This is a genomic window from Rhodococcus sp. LB1 (assembly GCF_001583455.1).
GTDB classification, from domain to species: Bacteria; Actinomycetota; Actinomycetes; order Mycobacteriales; family Mycobacteriaceae; genus Rhodococcus_F; species Rhodococcus_F opacus.
This window is the reverse complement of sequence record NZ_LTCZ01000002.1, coordinates 32,231-47,438: the sequence shown is the minus strand read 5'-3', so window position 1 is coordinate 47,438 and position 15,208 is coordinate 32,231. Positions and strand designations below refer to the sequence as shown.

The window sequence follows — 15,208 nt, the reverse complement described above, 5'->3', positions numbered from 1 at the left end:
GGCGGTTGGTTAAATGCGTTGCCGGGGATCGCGACCGGTCAGGGCGATCAGGCGATCCTGGAGCGGCGCGTCGCCGGGAACGTCGACGGGGTCGGCGAACAGCCCGCTCTCGGAGAGCATCTCGCGTTGGCCATCGAGATCCGACCAGACGCCGGCGACGAGTTGCGGGTCGAGTGCGTCGTCGGAACCGGTGGCCTTGGCGAGGTCCCATGCGTGGATGGTGACGTCGGCGATCTGCTGCCGCAGATACGGCTCGAGCGGCACCGTGCCGTAGGACAGATGCACCTGCGTCCCCGGGTCGGTCGACGACCACGCGTGGATGGCCGCGTCCGAATACCGCTGCCATTCCGACCGCATGTCGCCGTGCAGGGGCTCGATGTCCGGGGTCGCTTCGCCGACCGTCTTGCCGGCGAGCAGCGGGGGAACCCACTGCTGTTCCTCGATGACGTGCCGCACCAGCTGGGTGACGTCCCATTCGCGGTCCGGTGTCGGCGCCGACCAGTCGGTGATCGCGGCGACCCGTGCACCGAACTCGCGGTGGGCGATGCGGGCGAGTTCGAACCAGTCGAATGCCATGCCTTCAGGGTAGAGGCAGCCGGGTCACGATCAGCGCGATTCCAAACGATGCACCTGTCGGGGTGCTCGGGAAGGATGGGGCGCATGACCAACATCCCCACCGTGCAGTTGTCCGAAGGCTTCACCGTCAGCGCGCAGGGCTACGGCGCCATGTCCGTCGCCCCCGTGTACGGCCCCGTCGATGCCGCGGAGGCGCTCGCGACCCTCCACCACGCCATCGACATCGGAGTGACGTTCATCGACACGGCCAACGTGTACGGCGACGGCGCGAGTGAGAAAGCGGTGGGCACGGTGCTGAAGGAACGCCGCGACGAGGTGCAGTTGGCCACCAAGTTCGGTCTCGTCGGCAACATCGCGAACGGCCGGCGCAGCATCAACGGCAAGCCCGACTACGTGGCGCAGGCCCTCGACGAATCGCTGTCCCGGCTCGGCGTCGACACCGTCGATCTGTACTACCTGCACCGCGTCGACCCCGAGGTGCCCATCGAGGACACCGTCGGCGCGATCGCGGAACAGGTGAAGGCAGGCAAGGTCCGCAACATCGGACTGTCGGAGGCGACCGGCGACGAACTGCGTCGCGCGTCACAGGTGCACCCGATCGCCGCGATCCAGAGCGAGTGGAGCATCTGGAGTCGCGACGTCGAGAAGCACGTGGTTCCCGCGGCGGCCGAACTGGGCATCGGCTTCGTGCCGTACTCCCCGGTGGGCCGCGGCTTCCTCACCGGAACGTACGACCCGGCCACGCTGGGCGACAAGGATCTGCGCCGCCGGTTCCCGCGTTTCGGCGACGATGCGCTGCCGGCGAACCTGAAGGTGCTCGACGTCGTCCGCGAGGTCGCTGCCGAGCTCGACGCGACGCCCGCCCAGGTGTCGCTGGCGTGGCTGGACGCGAAAGCCCGCGAGTTCGGGTTGCCGTCCGTGTCGATTCCCGGCACCCGGTTCGCGGCGCGTGTCACGGAGAACGCCGGCGCGCTCGCGCTCACGCTGACCGAGGGCCAGATCGCGCGCCTGGACCTGCTCGCGGATCTCACCGTCGGCGAGCGCACGGCCGATCCGACCTGGGTGTCGCTGGGCCGCGAGTGACTTCACTCAGCGGGTAATACCTGCTGGGGGGTAGTTTGATCTGCGATGAGCAGAGTGTGGTTGGTGTGGGGCGTCGGGGTTGTCGCTTATATCGTCGCCGTCCTGCATCGAACCTCGTTCGGTGTGTCGGGCCTCGCGGCGACGGAACGATTTTCGATCAGTCCGAGTGTGTTGTCGGGTTTCGTCGTACTCCAGATCGTGGTGTACGCGGGGATGCAGATTCCGGCCGGTGTGCTCCTCGACCGGTACGGGTCGCGGATCATGATTTCCGCGGGCGCCCTCATCATGGCCTCGGCGCAGATGCTTCTCGCCCTCACCGAATCGCTGCCGCTGGCGGTCGCCGCGCGCGTTCTCGTCGGCGTCGGCGACGCGATGACGTTCATCTCCGTGCTGCGCCTGGTGCCGCAGTGGTTCGCGCCGCGGCGGGTCCCGCTCGTGTCGCAGCTCACCGGCATCTTCGGTCAGATCGGTCAGATCCTGTCGGCGCTGCCGTTGATGCTGTTGCTGAACGGGCCGGGCTGGAGTTTCGCGTACGGCAGCGCGGCGTCGCTCGGTTTGCTGTCGTTCGTGCTGGCCGTCTCCGTCATCCGCAATGCGCCTCCCGGTCTGGAGGTGGTGGCGGCGCCCGCCGGACTGCGGGAGGTGGGCAAGCAGATCCGCGCCGTGTGGGGTCGTCACGGCACCCGGCTCGGGTTCTTCACCCACATGGGCACGCAGTTCTCGATGACCACGTTCGCCCTGCTGTGGGGTGTGCCGTACCTGAGGTCGGCACAGGGGTTGTCGCCGGCGGAGGCCGGTTCGCTGCTGACCCTGTCGGTGATCTCGGCGATCGTGGCCGGGCCGATCATCGGCATCCTCAGCGGCCGCTTCCCGATGCGCCGCTCCTATCTGGTGCTGGCCATCATGATCAGCAACGCGGCGATCTGGACCGTCGTCCTGTCGCTGCCGGGTCCGGCGCCGATCTGGTTGCTGATCGTGCTCGTGATGGTGATCTCGGTGGGCGGCCCCGGTTCGATGATCGGCTTCGACTACGCCCGCATGTTCAACCCCAGCACCAGCATGGGAACGGCGCAGGGAATGGTCAACATCGGCGGCTTCCTGGCGTCGTTGCTGGTCATCCAGGCGATGGGTCTCATCCTCGATGCGATGGGCGGGTACTCGTTCGAGGCGTTCCGGGTTGCCTGGCTCGTGCAGTACCCGGTCTGGATCGTGGCGATCACGGGTGTTCTGGTGACGCGTGGGAAGACACGGAAGCAGATGGGGTTGGTGCTGCGGCCCATCCGGCAGGTGTGGCGGGAGCGGGGCGGTCGCTGAAAGGGCTAGTTACACTCTTACATGATGTGTAACACTATAACGCATGAGCAATGAGCGATCGGAAGATCACGCTGTCCTGACGGCACCCCCGATGCAGTGGGACGCCTGGGGCGCGCCGGAGAAGCACAAGGTCCTCTCGGACGGCATCAAGGGGCTGCTGCAACAGGCCCTCGGCGTCACGATCAGAGAGCCCGCCGACCGGGCGGCCGACGACGTCGTCCTGGCTCCGAGCGCACTCTCCGACCAGCAGGTCGCCGCTCTCGCGGGCATCGTCGGAGAACAGTTCTGCAGCACCGCGCACTCCGACCGGCTGCTGCGTTCGGGCGGCAAGAGCACGCTCGACCTGCTACGCCGCCGCAGCACCGAACCGCAGAACGCGCCCGACGCCGTCGTCACCCCCGGTGCGGACGACGAGGTCGCCGACGTGCTCCGATACTGCGCCGACCACGGCATCGCCGTCGTGCCGTTCGGTGGCGGAACGAGCGTGGTCGGCGGGCTCGACCCCGTGCGCGACCGATTCGACGCAGTCGTCTCGCTGGACCTGCGCCGGTTCGACGCGCTCATCGACCTCGACGCCGACTCCGGCATCGCGACGCTGGGAGCGGGTGTGACGGGTCCGCTCGCCGAGGAACTGCTCGGCGCGCACGGCTTCTCGCTCGGGCACTTCCCGCAGAGCTTCATGTTCGCGACCATCGGCGGCTTCGCGGCCACCCGGTCGTCGGGGCAGGCCTCCGCGGGGTACGGGCGGTTCGAGGACATGGTCCAGGGACTGCGGGTGGTGACCCCCACCGGGACCCTCGACACGGGGCGCGCCCCGGCCTCCGCGGCGGGTCCGGACCTCGGCGAACTGTTCGTCGGGTCGGAGGGAACGCTCGGCGTCATCACCCGGGTGCGGGTGCGCGTGCACGCGGTCCCCGACACGACCGTCCGGGAAGGGTGGAGTTTCCCCGACTTCGAGACGGGCGCGGCGGCTCTGCGGGCGTTGCGGCAGGAGGGCGCGGTCCCGACCGTGCTGCGACTGTCCGACGAGGCGGAGACGGCGGTGAACCTCGCGACCACCGACAAGATCGGTGAGGAGACCGTCACCGGCGGCTGCCTGGCGATCACGACGTTCGAGGGCACCGCCGAGCACACCGCGGAGCGGACGGCGGAGGCTCGCGCCGTGCTGGTGGCGCACGGCGGCACCTCCCTGGGCGAGGGGCCCGGAAACGGCTGGGAGCACGGCCGTTTCGACGCACCGTACCTGCGCGACTCGTTGCTCGACGCCGGAGCGCTGTGCGAGACGCTGGAAACCGCGACCACCTGGGGCAACCTCGCTGCGGTCCGCACCGCCGTGACCACCGCGCTGACGGAATCGCTGTCCGGGCAGGGCACCCCGCCGCTCGTCCTCTGCCACATCTCGCACACGTACCCGACCGGCGCCTCGCTGTACTTCACCGTCGTGTCCGCGCAAGCGGAAGACCCGATCGAACAGTGGCGGAAGGCCAAGACCGCCGCCGGTGATGCGATCATCGCCGCCGGCGGAACCATCACGCACCACCACGCGGTCGGAGTCGACCACCGCCCGTGGATGCGGGACGAGATCGGCGACCTGGGCGTCGCGATTCTGCGGGCGGTCAAGGACGCGGTCGATCCTGCGGGAATCCTCAACCCCGGCAAGCTGATTCCGTGAGCACGCAGCAGGTGGTCGAGAAGGTCACCGTCCTCGTCAACCCCCTCGCCGGACACGGTCACGCACCCGTCGCCGGCCGCAAGGGGGTGGCGCGCCTGCGGGAGCGCGGGGTCGCCGTCACTGAGATCATCGGAACGGACGCCGATCACGCGCGCATGCTGGCCCGCCGGGCGATCGACGACGGCACCGACGCGCTCGTCGTCGTCGGCGGGGACGGCGCCATCAGCATCGGGCTGCAGGCGGCCGCGCAATCCGGGACACCGGTCGGGCTGATCCCGGCCGGCACCGGCAACGACCATGCGCGCGAATTCGGTATCCCCGTCGGCGATCCCGTCGCCGCGGCCGACGTGATCGCCGACGGGGAGGTGCAGGAATCCGACCTCGCCCGCATCACGCTCACGGACGGCGCGGTGGTGTGGGCGGGCACCATCATCGCGAGCGGATTCGACTCGCTCGTCACGGACCGAGCCAATCGGATGTCGTGGCCGAAGGGGCCGATGCGGTACAACCTCGCGATGCTCGCCGAACTGACGCAGCTCCGTCCGCTGCACTACACCATCGAACTGGACGAGGAGACGTTCCAGGTGGACGCCACCCTCGTGGCGGTGGGCAACGGACGCTCGTATGGCGGCGGCATGCAGATCTGCCCGGGCGCGGACAAGACCGACGGCCTGCTCGACGTCACGGTCGTCGACTACGGTCGCCGGTCGAGGCTGGTCCGGTTGTTCCCCCGGGTCTACAAGGGCACTCACGTGGATCTCCCCGACGTGCAGACCTACCGTTCGCGGAGGGTGCGATTGCAGTGCGACGGCATCACGGCCTACGCGGACGGCGACCGGGTCGGTCCGCTGCCGATCACCGTCGAGGCGGTGCCGGCCGCCCTGCGCATCCTCAGCCACACCCCGGCCTGAGCGGTCACAACCCGCGCAACCGGTCCATCTCGCGGCGTTCGCGTTTGGTGGGCCGGCCGGCGCCGCGGTCGCGCTGCGGTATCGACGCGAGGACTTCGCGCGGTGGGGGCGGTGGTGTGTTGTCGGCGTAGCACTCGACCGCCACCACCGCGCCGACCCGTTTGGTGATGGGCCGGACCACCTCGACGATGCGTTCGACACCCGCCGCGCGAATGCGGACCTCGTCACCGACCTTGACCGGCTGCGCGGGTTTGGCGGTGGTGCCGTTGACCCGCACGTGCCCCGACCTGCAGGCGGCCGCCGCCGCGGAGCGCGTCTTGAACAGCCGGATCGCCCAGGTCCAGCTGTCGACCCGGACGCTCGCGGGGTCGGTTCCGGAAATCGCCACCCGACCAGGATACGAAAGCGCGCGTGACGGTGTGGCCTGCGGGCGCGTCACCCGTTCGGGGGAGTACGGCTCGACCGGGCGAGGGTCGGTTGTACTGCCGGACCGGTGACGTCGCAATGTGGTTTGCATGCAACCGAATCCGGGACGGGACCAAGCGGGGTGGGAGCGGGCGGGGCGGGCGCACGGATCAGGGCTGCGGCGATCGTCGCCCCGACCAGGAGCAGTGCGATGCAGATGAACATCGCGATACGGAAGCCGTGCGAGAAGCTGTCGGGGTCGAGCATGCTCTCGGCGTCGATCCCGGCGATCCCGGGGAGTGCGGCCACCGCCAGCAGCTGGCTGGTGCGCGCGACGGCGTTGTTCACCCCGGAGGCGATGCCGGACTGGTCCACCGGGACCGACCCGAGCACGGCGGCGGTCAGCGGCGCGACCATCGCGGACAGCCCGAGTCCGAAGACGACGACGCCGGGGAGCACGACCGTCCAATAGTTCGCATCCGGCCCGATCCGGGTCATCAACAGCAGGCCGATCGCCGCGAGTGCGGGCCCGACGGTCATCGGCAGCCGGGGGCCGTGGGTCTGGGCGTAGCTGCCCGCGCGGGAGGAAAACGCCAGCATCGCCAGCGTGATCGGGATGGTGGCGACCCCGGCTTCGATCGGCGAATATCCGGCCACCAACTGCAATTGCAGGACCAGCAGGAAGAAGACGCCACCGAGTGCGGCGTACACGGCGAGCGTCACCAGGTTCGCCGCCACGAACATGCGCGACGCGAACAGGCTCGGCGGCACCAGCGCGTTCGGTGAGCGCCGTTCCACCACGACGAACACGATCAGCGCGACGGCGCCCACCACCCCGGCGACCAGATTCATCTCGATCAGGCCGTAGGTGAGCGCGCCGAGACCGACCACCGCGCACACCGACCCGAGCACGTCGAGATGATCGGGCGGATGCGGGTCGCGGCTCTCGGGGACGTGCCGCATCGACGCCCACACGACGACGACGGCGAGCGGAAGATTGAGCAGGAACACCGACCGCCAGCCGGCCACCTCCACCAGCCAGCCGCCCAGTAGAGGTCCGATCGCCCCGGCCACCCCGCCGAGCCCCGACCACAGACCGATCGCGGCACCCCGGTCGTCCTCGTGGATCGACGCCGAGATCAGAGCGAGGCTGCCGGGGGTCAGCATCGCGGCCCCGACACCCTGCAGAATCCGTGCGATCACGAGCATCGTGATGTCGGGTGCGATGCCGCACAGGAGTGACGCCGCCGCGAACCAGACCGTCCCCCAGACGAAGACGCGGCGCCTGCCCCAGCGATCCCCGAGCGCCCCGCCCAGCAGGATCAGCGACGCCAGGGCGAGGGTGTAGCCGCTCAGAACCCACTGCATTCCCGCGACATCCGACCCGAGGTCCTCGCCGATGTGCGGCAGGGCGATGTTCACCACCGTGCCGTCCAGTAGCGCGAGGCTCGAGCCGAGAACGGTGGCGGTGACCACCCACCGTCCCTGGCGGGTGCTCAGGCGCAGCACTGTCTCGGTCATCTCCCCATGGTGCGCCGCCGTCCAGGCAGTGGGGTGCTCGTTGCGATTTCTCGCGCCGGCTTCGGCATACTCGAGCACGTGTACATCGAAGTCGACGACCTGTCCCGCGAGGCCGTGCACGGTCTGCTGGCCGAGCACCTGGCGGACATGCGTGCGACGTCGCCGCCCGAAAGTGTTCACGCCCTCGATCTGCCCGGTTTGCGGGACCCGTCGGTCACCGTGTGGACGCTGTGGGACGAGGAGACCGTGCTGGGAACCGTGGCTCTGCGTGAGCTCTCGCCGGCCGAAGGTGAGATCAAGTCGATGCGGACTGCCGAGGAGGCGCGCGGGCGGGGTGTGGCCACCCGGCTCCTCGCGCACCTGGTCGACGAGGCGCGGGCACGCGGGTACGTCCGGCTCAGCCTCGAGACCGGCGTCGAGGATTTCTTCGCCCCGGCCAGGCGTCTGTACACCGAGCACGGCTTCACCGAATGTTCCCCGTTCGGGGACTACGGCAACGATCCGAACAGCATCTTCTTCACACTCTCCCTGTGACGGCCCTGTCCGTGCGACACTTTCCGCCACGCACCTCGATATACGGAGAACTCATGGACATCATGCGCAAGGTCGCAGTCGGGGCCGTCGCGGTGGCCGGCCTGTCTTTCTTCGCCGCGGGGACGGCCGCAGCAGACCCCATGCCGGCGCCCATGCCGCCGCCACTACCTGCGCCCATGCCGGTCCCGCTGCCTGCCGGCACGTACGTCGGCACCACCAACGTTCTCGGTGGTGACCTGATCTGGAAGGGCAAGACGTTCGGACCCGGGTGGGTCATGGACAACTTCGGGGTGTTCTTCCCGTACATCTTCGGCATGACCACTCCGGAAGCGAGCGGTTCCCTCGTCACCGACTACAGCCCCTCCGGGCTTCCCTTCCTGACCGACCGGATCACGCCGAGGCCCGACGGGACCTACGAGGGCACCGTCTACATCAACGGCAACCCGGTGGCGGGGTACGCCCTCCACAAGTAGGCAACCGGCAAGGTTCTACACCTTCGACGGCGCGAGCGGTTCGGGAATCGAGTCCGGCGCCGTGAGGGTGGCCCGACGGGTGGGAATGGCCAGCGTGATGGCCGCGGCGACGAGTGCGACACCGCAACCGATCAACAGGCCGGTTCGGAAGCCGCCCTCGGTGGGCAGGGTGTGGCCGGCGACCTGGACGCTCATCTGGGCGAGGACCACTCCGACGACGGCCGCGGACACCGCGGTACCGACCGAGCGCATCAGGGAGTTGACGCTGTTGGCGGAGGCGGTCGCGGACTGCGGCACGGCGCTCATCACGAGTGCGGGCATCGCGCCGTAGGCCAGGCCGACGCCCGAGCCGCAGATGCAGGTCACCACGACCAGGCCCCACGTCGACCCCATCAGGAACATCGACGATCCGTAGCCGAGCGCGATGACGAGGCTTCCGACGAGCAGGGTGACCTTCGGTCCGCGGGTGGACGACAGCTTGGCCCCGAAGGGGGAGACCGCCATCATCATCAGACCCGAGGGGGCCATCCACAGTCCCATGGCCAGCATCGACTGTCCCAGGCCGTATCCCGTGGACGCCGGCAACTGCAGGAGCTGCGGAACGATCAGGGACTGGGCGTACATGGCGAAGCCGACCACGACGGACGCGGCGTTCGTCAGCAGCACCTGACGGCCGGCGATCACCCGCAGGTCGACCAGTGGTTCGGGAGTGCGGAGTTCCCACCAGCCCCAGGCCGTCAACGCGACGACCGTGGTCGCGAACAGACCGAGGGTGGTGCTGCTCGCCCAGCCCCAGTCGGCGCCCTTGGAGACAGCCAGCAGCAGGGACACCAGTCCGACGCCCAGTCCGACTGCCCCGATGGGATCGAAGCGGGCCTTGGGACCGTGGACGGGCGTGGCGGGCACGAAGAACCAGAGCAGCACGGCGATCAGCGCGCTGAGCCCGGCGGCGCCCCAGAACAGCACGCGCCAGCTCGCATTCTCCGCGACCGTTGCGGCGAGCGGCAGACCGAGGGCGCCGCCGATGCCCATGGACGAGCTCATCAAGGCGATGGAGGAGTGCAGGCGCTCGGGCGGCAGCAGGTCCCGCAGTGCGCTGATTCCGAGCGGAATCATGCCCACACCGATCCCCTGCAAGCCTCGGCCGATCACCATCGGGGCCAGGGACGTCGCGAGTGCGCAGACCACCGAGCCGAGGACGAGCGGCACCGTGCAGATCAGCATCATTCGCCGCTTGCCGTACAGGTCGCCGAGACGTCCGGTGACCGGTGTCGCCACGGCGCCGGCGAGCAGCGTCGCGGTGATCACCCAGGACGCGTTGGAGGCGGTCGTGTCGAGCAGTCGGGGGAGGTCGCCGATCAGCGGCACCACGAGGGTCTGCATGAGCGCGGCGACGATGCCGGTGAATGCCAGCACGGCGACGAGGCCGCCCGGGCGGACGGCGGGCGTCGGACTGTCCACACGAATCTCCTCAACTCTGCGAAACACAATTTGTGCACCATACACAGCGTATGCATGGTGCACAACATGTGTATCGTGCAATGGGCTCAGAAGGGACGTTTTCCGAGGTAAGCGGCGGCGAGACCGCACGCGACCACGGCACCCACGGACAGCCCGGTCGATGTCCACGCCCACGAGTCCAGCCCCACCGTGCTCGCGGATCCGACGAGCGGCGCGTACGCCGTCCACCCGTAGTCGGCGATCAGCGGGACGGCCAGCGCGGCCGGCACCGCCAGCGACGTAGCGGTGACCGATTCGCTCGACGGCAGACTCGACGCGACCGTGTACGAGGCCGCGAGCGGAAGGAGGAGCCACGTCGCACCCACCTGCAGGTTGTCCCACGGCGGGTGCTCGAACATCGTCGACGCGGCCACGACTGCGAGTGCCGCGATGCCGAGCACCGGCAGCGGATAGCGCCTGCCGAGCACGGCACCGGTCAGCACGAGCGCCGCGGGCACCAGCAGCCACGGCCAGGAGTCCGGGAACGCCGCCACGCCAATGTCCCCCGCGGCGACGAATGCCATCGCGGCGAGCAACACGATCCCGGTGCGGCTCTCCAGCCACAGCGAGGCGGCGATCACCGCCACGACCAGGACGAGTCCGAATATCCACCTGCCCTGCATGGCACCGTAGGTGCCCACGTTCCAGACACGTCGAACGAACCACCAGTACAGCACCAGCCCGATCAGCGGCAGAACGATCCCGACGACGAGGGCGCGCCCGCTCACCGCGACGTCCGTCCGCTCACCGAAGTCGCCGGACGCCAGCGTGACGGCCAGAACCACGGACGTGAGCGCGAGGACGGTCAGCGCCACCGGATCGAATGCGGGTTCCGGAAGGTAATCGGCGTAGCGCCGGGGAAAAGACGCCCGGAAGTGGTCGATCGGTCCGGCGAGGAGGAGTCCGGCGAGAACCCCCGCGGCGAGTGCGGTCTGTAACCATGCCCGGTCGGCGGTGGCGCACAGTCCGACGAGGCCGCCGAGCAGCAGGCCCGTACCGACTCCGCCGAGGTACACCTCGAAGTCCCACGGCCCCGTCGACGGAGCGACACCCAGCAGTGCGAGACCGGCGAAAGACAGCGTCGACAGGATCCGGCGGGCACGAACCAGCGCTGCCACCAGGACGGCGACGATCGCGGCGAGGAAGGCGCCGGCGGCCGGCCCGAGATACAACGCGTCCAGGCGGTCGCCGTCGACCACGAACGCGAACTCCCTGGACGTGGTGGACGTCAACGCAATTCCCGCGACGAACCCGCCCAGCAGCAGGCACACGTGCGAGATCCTGAATGTCATCCCCTGAGCATCGCGTAAGCGCACCGGCCTTGAAGTGACCGACGCGCAGGAGAAGGCTGGAGGTCGTCGCTGTGCCGTCGGCAGAGAAGGGGTGGTCCGCTTGGTCATCGACAACGACGTCTACAACCGTGTGGGGGAGTCGTGGTGGGAGGAGGACAACCCACTCAACCTGCTGCACGGAAGCCTGACGCCGGGACGATTCGCCTACTTCCGTAAGGTGCTCGGCGAGACGGTCGGTCGTGACCATCGGGGACTCCGCGCCCTCGACGTCGGGTCGGGCGGCGGGTTCCTCGCGGAGGAGTTCACCCGCATCGGTTTCCGGGTGACGGGCATCGATCCGTCCCCGGTGTCGGTCGACACCGCACGGCGTCACGCAGCCGGCTCGGCCCTCGACATCGAGTACCGCATCGGGTCGGGCGAACAGTTGCCGGTGCCGGATGCCGCGTTCGACGTCGTCTACTGCTGCGACGTCCTCGAGCACGTGTCGGATCTCGACGGAGTGATCGCCGAGACGTCCCGTGCGCTGAAACCCGGCGGCCTGTACCTGTTCGACACCATCAACCGCACATTCGCCAGCAAGCTCGTCGCGATCAAGATCATGCAGGAGTGGCGGATGACCCGGATGTTCGACACCCCCATCCACGACTGGTCGATGTGTATCCGTCCCGCGGAGCTGGAGCCGATCATGGCGCGGCACGGTCTGCGGCTCGGCGAGTTCGTCGGGCTCGGGCCGCGGTCGAAGAATCCTCTCCGGCTCCTGGACCTCGCCCGGGCCGGCGGAACACGGCTCAGCTACGGGGAGTTGAGCCGCCGGCTCGACTTCGGCCAGATCAGGAGCACGGCCATCTCCTACATGGGATTTGCGGTCAAGAACGACGAAAGCCCGCCGCGACGACGCGACGGGCTTCCGGACGGGCGTGACTAGCTGTAGTCGTAGAAGCCCTTACCGCTCTTCTTGCCGAGCTGTCCGGCGTCCACCTTGCGCTTGAGCAGCGTCGGGGGAGCGTAGTGCGGCTCGGCGAATTCCGCGTACAGCGACTCCGCCGCGGCGAGGGTGATGTCGAGGCCGACGGTGTCGATCAGCGTCAGCGGGCCCATCGGGTAGCCGCAGCCGCCCTTCATGGCCTCGTCGATGTCCTCGGCGGTCGCGTAACCCGACTCGAGCATCCGGACCGCCGACGTGAGGTACGGGATGAGCAGCGCGTTCACGATGAAACCCGCACGGTCACCGGCCCGCACCGTCTTCTTGCGCAGCGTGTTCTTCGCGTAGTCGGTGACCGCGAGGACGGTCTCCTCCGACGTGACGAGGCTGACCACGATCTCGACCAGCGGCATCACCGGCACCGGGTTGAAGAAGTGGACACCCACGACCTGCCCGGGACGCTGCGTGGCGTTGGCCATCTTGATCAGCGGGATGGACGACGTGTTGGACGCGAGGATGCCCGACGGCTTCACGATCTTGTCGAGCTTCTGGAAGATGTCGACCTTGAGCGACTCGATCTCCGGCGCCGCCTCGATCACGAGATCGCGGTCCGCGAAGTCCTCGATGTCGAGGGTGACCCGCACGCGGGCGAGCGCGGCGTCCGCGGCGTCCTGGTCGAGCTTGCCCGCCTTGACCCCGCGAGCCAGGGACTTCTCGATCCGGGCCTGCGCGGCCTCGGCGAATTCCGGCTTGGTCTCGAGGATGAGAACCGAGCTACCGGCCTTGATGCATACCTCGGCGATGCCGGCACCCATGGTGCCGCCGCCGATCACGCCTACTAGTTCCACGTTTCTCCTTAGATATGCCCGTGCGTGGTTAGCGAGTCCAGAGACTCTCTAACCACGCACGGGCGGCGTAGCCGCCTACTTCAACAGTGCACGCGACATCACGACGCGCTGGATCTGGTTCGTGCCTTCGTAGATCTGAGTGATCTTCGCATCACGCATCATCCGCTCGACAGGGAAGTCGGTGGTGTAGCCGGCGCCACCGAACAGCTGGACGGCGTCCGTGGTGACCTCCATCGCGACGTCGGAGGCGAAGCACTTGGCGGCAGCGGAGATGAAACCGAGGTTCTTCTCGCCGCGCTCGGCGCGGGCCGCGGAGGTGTAGACCATGAGGCGGGCGGCCTCGACCTTCATCGCCATGTCGGCGAGCATGAACTGCACGGCCTGGAAGTCGCTGATCGACTTGCCGAACTGCTTGCGGTCCTTGGTGTAGGCGAGAGCGGCGTCGAGGGCACCCTGCGCGAGGCCGACTGCCTGCGCGCCGATGGTGGGACGGGTGTGGTCGAGGGTCTGCAGCGCCGTCTTGAAACCGGTGCCGGGCTCGCCGATGATGCGGTCGCCGGGGACCTTGCAGTTCTCGAAGTAGAGCTCCGCGGTGGGCGAACCCTTGATGCCGAGCTTCTTCTCCTTCGGTCCGACGACGAAGCCTTCGTCGTTCTCGTGGACCATGAACGCGGAGATACCGTTGGCGCCCTTGTCGGCGTCGGTGACGGCCATGACGGTGTACCAGCTGGACTTGCCACCGTTGGTGATCCAGCACTTGGAGCCGTTGAGGATCCAGTCGTCGCCGTCGGCGTTGGCGCGGGTGCGCATGCCGGCGGCGTCCGAACCGGCTTCACGCTCGGACAGTGCGTAGGACGCCATGGCCTCGCCGGACGCGAGCTGCGGCAGGACCTGCTGCTTGAGTTCCTCGGACCCGTTGAGGATGAGGCCCATGGTGCCGAGTTTGTTGACGGCGGGGATCAGGGACGAGGAGCCGCAGACGCGGGCGACCTCTTCGATGACGATGCAGGTGGCGACGGAGTCGGCGCCCTGGCCGTCGTATTCCTCGGGGACGTGGATGGCGTTGAACCCGGAGTTCACGAGGGCGACGCGGGCCTCTTCGGGGAAGCGTGCATCCTCGTCGACTTCCTTCGCGTAGGGTGCGATCTCCTTCTCGGAGAGCGCGCGGATCGCGGACCGCAGTTCGTCGTGCTCTTCACCGAGCTTGAACAGATCGAAGTCCGGATTTCCGGCCATGGGGCGCTCCTTGCTGAGTCTCGACGGCACCGAGTCTGAATAGGCACTCCGTGCCAAGGTCATTGTCGTTCAGGTGGGCCGCAACGTTCGTGGTCGGCAAACTACTGCCACTACAGTGCAGTCAACCACGGCACTGAGTGCCAGTCAAGGGTGGTTGTCGTCACCGGCCACTCAGCCCCGGCGCCGGGACAGCTGGGCCTGGATACGTCCGGTGATCTCCTCCACCGGCGTTCCCGGCGGGTACGACACCACCAGCACCGCGTCCTGTTCCTGCGTCGACGCCCCCGGAGCGACGCCGAACGTCCGGCGCACGTCGAGGAGGGCCCGCTCGAGTTCGTCTGCGGTCGCGTCGGGGTCGCCCTTGATCATGTTCCGGAGCAGGAAGTTGTGGCACGCGGTGACGGCGGCCGCGAATCCGATGACCTTCAGGACCGGTTCGGTGGGTACGACACCGCGCAGGTAGTCGACGAACAACCGCTCGTAGCGGAAGCCGGTGACGATCTCCCGGTCGCGCAGGGCGGGAACCCGCTGGACCACCTGGTACCGGCGAGCCGACAACTCCCGGTTCTCGCGAAACCTGTCGAAGACCAGGCCTGCCGTCCTGCAGACCGCCGCCCACGGGTCGTCGGAATCCGTGGACAGATAATCGCCTGCCTGCTGCAACAGTGATTCGTGATCGGCGAAGATCACGTCCTCCTTGGAGCGGAACTGGCGGAAAAACGTCCGCCGGGACACGCCCGCGGCGGACGCGATCTGCTCGACGGTCGTCGCCTCGTACCCGTTCTCGGAGAACAGCCGGATGGCCTGCGCCACGACGTGGACGCGGAAGTCCGCGGGATCGATGCCGGGTGTGTCGACGCGCTCGGTCATGGGGCCCAGTATCCATTGGCGGCTTTGGGCCCGCAGTGCCCTGGACCCGGC

General features: G+C 68.5%; 15 protein-coding genes. 7 read left to right on the top strand and 8 right to left on the bottom strand.

Features of this window, described 5'->3' with window-relative positions; all coding sequences use genetic code 11:
- Positions 1 to 9 precede the first annotated feature (9 nt).
- Positions 10 to 576 carry a TIGR03086 family metal-binding protein gene (locus tag AZG88_RS00235; protein ID WP_061696766.1) on the bottom strand — a complete coding sequence of 189 codons (567 nt, stop codon included), beginning with the start codon at positions 574 to 576 and terminating at the stop codon, positions 10 to 12.
- A gap of 84 nt (positions 577 to 660) precedes the next feature.
- Between AZG88_RS00235 and AZG88_RS00230 the strand changes: the two genes are divergently transcribed.
- From AZG88_RS00230 to AZG88_RS00215, 4 genes are all read left to right on the top strand, one after another.
- Positions 661 to 1,659: an aldo/keto reductase gene (locus AZG88_RS00230; RefSeq protein ID WP_061696765.1), complete on the top strand. Its 999-nt coding sequence runs from the start codon at positions 661 to 663 to the stop codon at positions 1,657 to 1,659.
- A 45-nt stretch (positions 1,660 to 1,704) separates the two neighbouring features.
- Positions 1,705 to 2,973 (top strand): MFS transporter, encoded by a 1,269-nt coding sequence (locus AZG88_RS00225; RefSeq protein ID WP_061044085.1) that lies wholly within the window; start codon positions 1,705 to 1,707, stop codon positions 2,971 to 2,973.
- Positions 2,974 to 3,064: 91 nt separating this feature from the next.
- Entirely contained in the window at positions 3,065 to 4,645 is a 1,581-nt protein-coding gene (locus AZG88_RS00220; protein WP_025431941.1) for an FAD-binding oxidoreductase, read from the top strand.
- On the top strand, positions 4,642 to 5,556 hold the full coding sequence (locus AZG88_RS00215; RefSeq protein ID WP_061696764.1) for a diacylglycerol kinase: 915 nt from the start codon (positions 4,642 to 4,644) through the stop codon (positions 5,554 to 5,556). The genes AZG88_RS00220 and AZG88_RS00215 overlap by 4 nt, the downstream gene beginning before the upstream one ends.
- A 4-nt stretch (positions 5,557 to 5,560) precedes the next feature.
- Here the strand turns inward: AZG88_RS00215 and AZG88_RS00210 are convergent, their stop codons facing one another.
- Positions 5,561 to 5,944, bottom strand: a complete 384-nt coding sequence (locus tag AZG88_RS00210) for an RNA-binding S4 domain-containing protein (protein ID WP_025431943.1) — start codon at positions 5,942 to 5,944, stop codon at positions 5,561 to 5,563.
- Between the two features lie 47 nt (positions 5,945 to 5,991).
- Complete coding sequence (locus AZG88_RS00205) at positions 5,992 to 7,482, bottom strand: MFS transporter (RefSeq protein ID WP_005243911.1); 1,491 nt, start codon at positions 7,480 to 7,482, stop codon at positions 5,992 to 5,994.
- 6 nt (positions 7,483 to 7,488) lie between these two features.
- On the opposite strand from AZG88_RS00205, the gene AZG88_RS00200 reads away from it, so the two are divergent.
- A complete protein-coding gene (locus tag AZG88_RS00200) occupies positions 7,489 to 8,016 on the top strand; it encodes a GNAT family N-acetyltransferase (RefSeq protein WP_082833191.1) in 528 nt (175 codons plus the stop codon).
- A 53-nt stretch (positions 8,017 to 8,069) separates the two neighbouring features.
- Positions 8,070 to 8,489, top strand: a complete 420-nt coding sequence (locus tag AZG88_RS00195) for a hypothetical protein (RefSeq protein ID WP_005243908.1) — start codon at positions 8,070 to 8,072, stop codon at positions 8,487 to 8,489.
- A 15-nt stretch (positions 8,490 to 8,504) separates the two neighbouring features.
- Here AZG88_RS00195 and AZG88_RS00190 read toward each other — a convergent pair whose 3' ends face one another.
- Together AZG88_RS00190 and AZG88_RS00185 are read right to left on the bottom strand one after the other, a co-directional pair.
- On the bottom strand, positions 8,505 to 9,950 hold the full coding sequence (locus AZG88_RS00190) for an MFS transporter (RefSeq protein WP_025431945.1): 1,446 nt from the start codon (positions 9,948 to 9,950) through the stop codon (positions 8,505 to 8,507).
- A gap of 86 nt (positions 9,951 to 10,036) precedes the next feature.
- Positions 10,037 to 11,281 carry a hypothetical protein gene (locus AZG88_RS00185; RefSeq protein WP_061696762.1) on the bottom strand — a complete coding sequence of 415 codons (1,245 nt, stop codon included), beginning with the start codon at positions 11,279 to 11,281 and terminating at the stop codon, positions 10,037 to 10,039.
- A 91-nt stretch (positions 11,282 to 11,372) separates the two neighbouring features.
- Here AZG88_RS00185 and ubiG point away from each other — a divergent pair, with 91 nt between their 5' ends.
- Positions 11,373 to 12,206: a bifunctional 2-polyprenyl-6-hydroxyphenol methylase/3-demethylubiquinol 3-O-methyltransferase UbiG gene (gene ubiG, locus AZG88_RS00180; RefSeq protein WP_025431946.1), complete on the top strand. Its 834-nt coding sequence runs from the start codon at positions 11,373 to 11,375 to the stop codon at positions 12,204 to 12,206.
- Here ubiG and AZG88_RS00175 read toward each other — a convergent pair.
- The 3 genes from AZG88_RS00175 to AZG88_RS00165 all read right to left on the bottom strand — a co-directional run bounded on the left by AZG88_RS00175 (position 12,203) and on the right by AZG88_RS00165 (position 15,157).
- On the bottom strand, positions 12,203 to 13,051 hold the full coding sequence (locus AZG88_RS00175; RefSeq protein WP_061696761.1) for a 3-hydroxybutyryl-CoA dehydrogenase: 849 nt from the start codon (positions 13,049 to 13,051) through the stop codon (positions 12,203 to 12,205). The genes ubiG and AZG88_RS00175 overlap by 4 nt on opposite strands.
- A 75-nt stretch (positions 13,052 to 13,126) precedes the next feature.
- Positions 13,127 to 14,287 carry an acyl-CoA dehydrogenase gene (locus AZG88_RS00170; RefSeq protein ID WP_061696760.1) on the bottom strand — a complete coding sequence of 387 codons (1,161 nt, stop codon included), beginning with the start codon at positions 14,285 to 14,287 and terminating at the stop codon, positions 13,127 to 13,129.
- A gap of 171 nt (positions 14,288 to 14,458) precedes the next feature.
- Positions 14,459 to 15,157, bottom strand: a complete 699-nt coding sequence (locus AZG88_RS00165; RefSeq protein ID WP_005243897.1) for a TetR family transcriptional regulator — start codon at positions 15,155 to 15,157, stop codon at positions 14,459 to 14,461.
- Between the last annotated feature and the right edge of the window lie 51 nt (positions 15,158 to 15,208).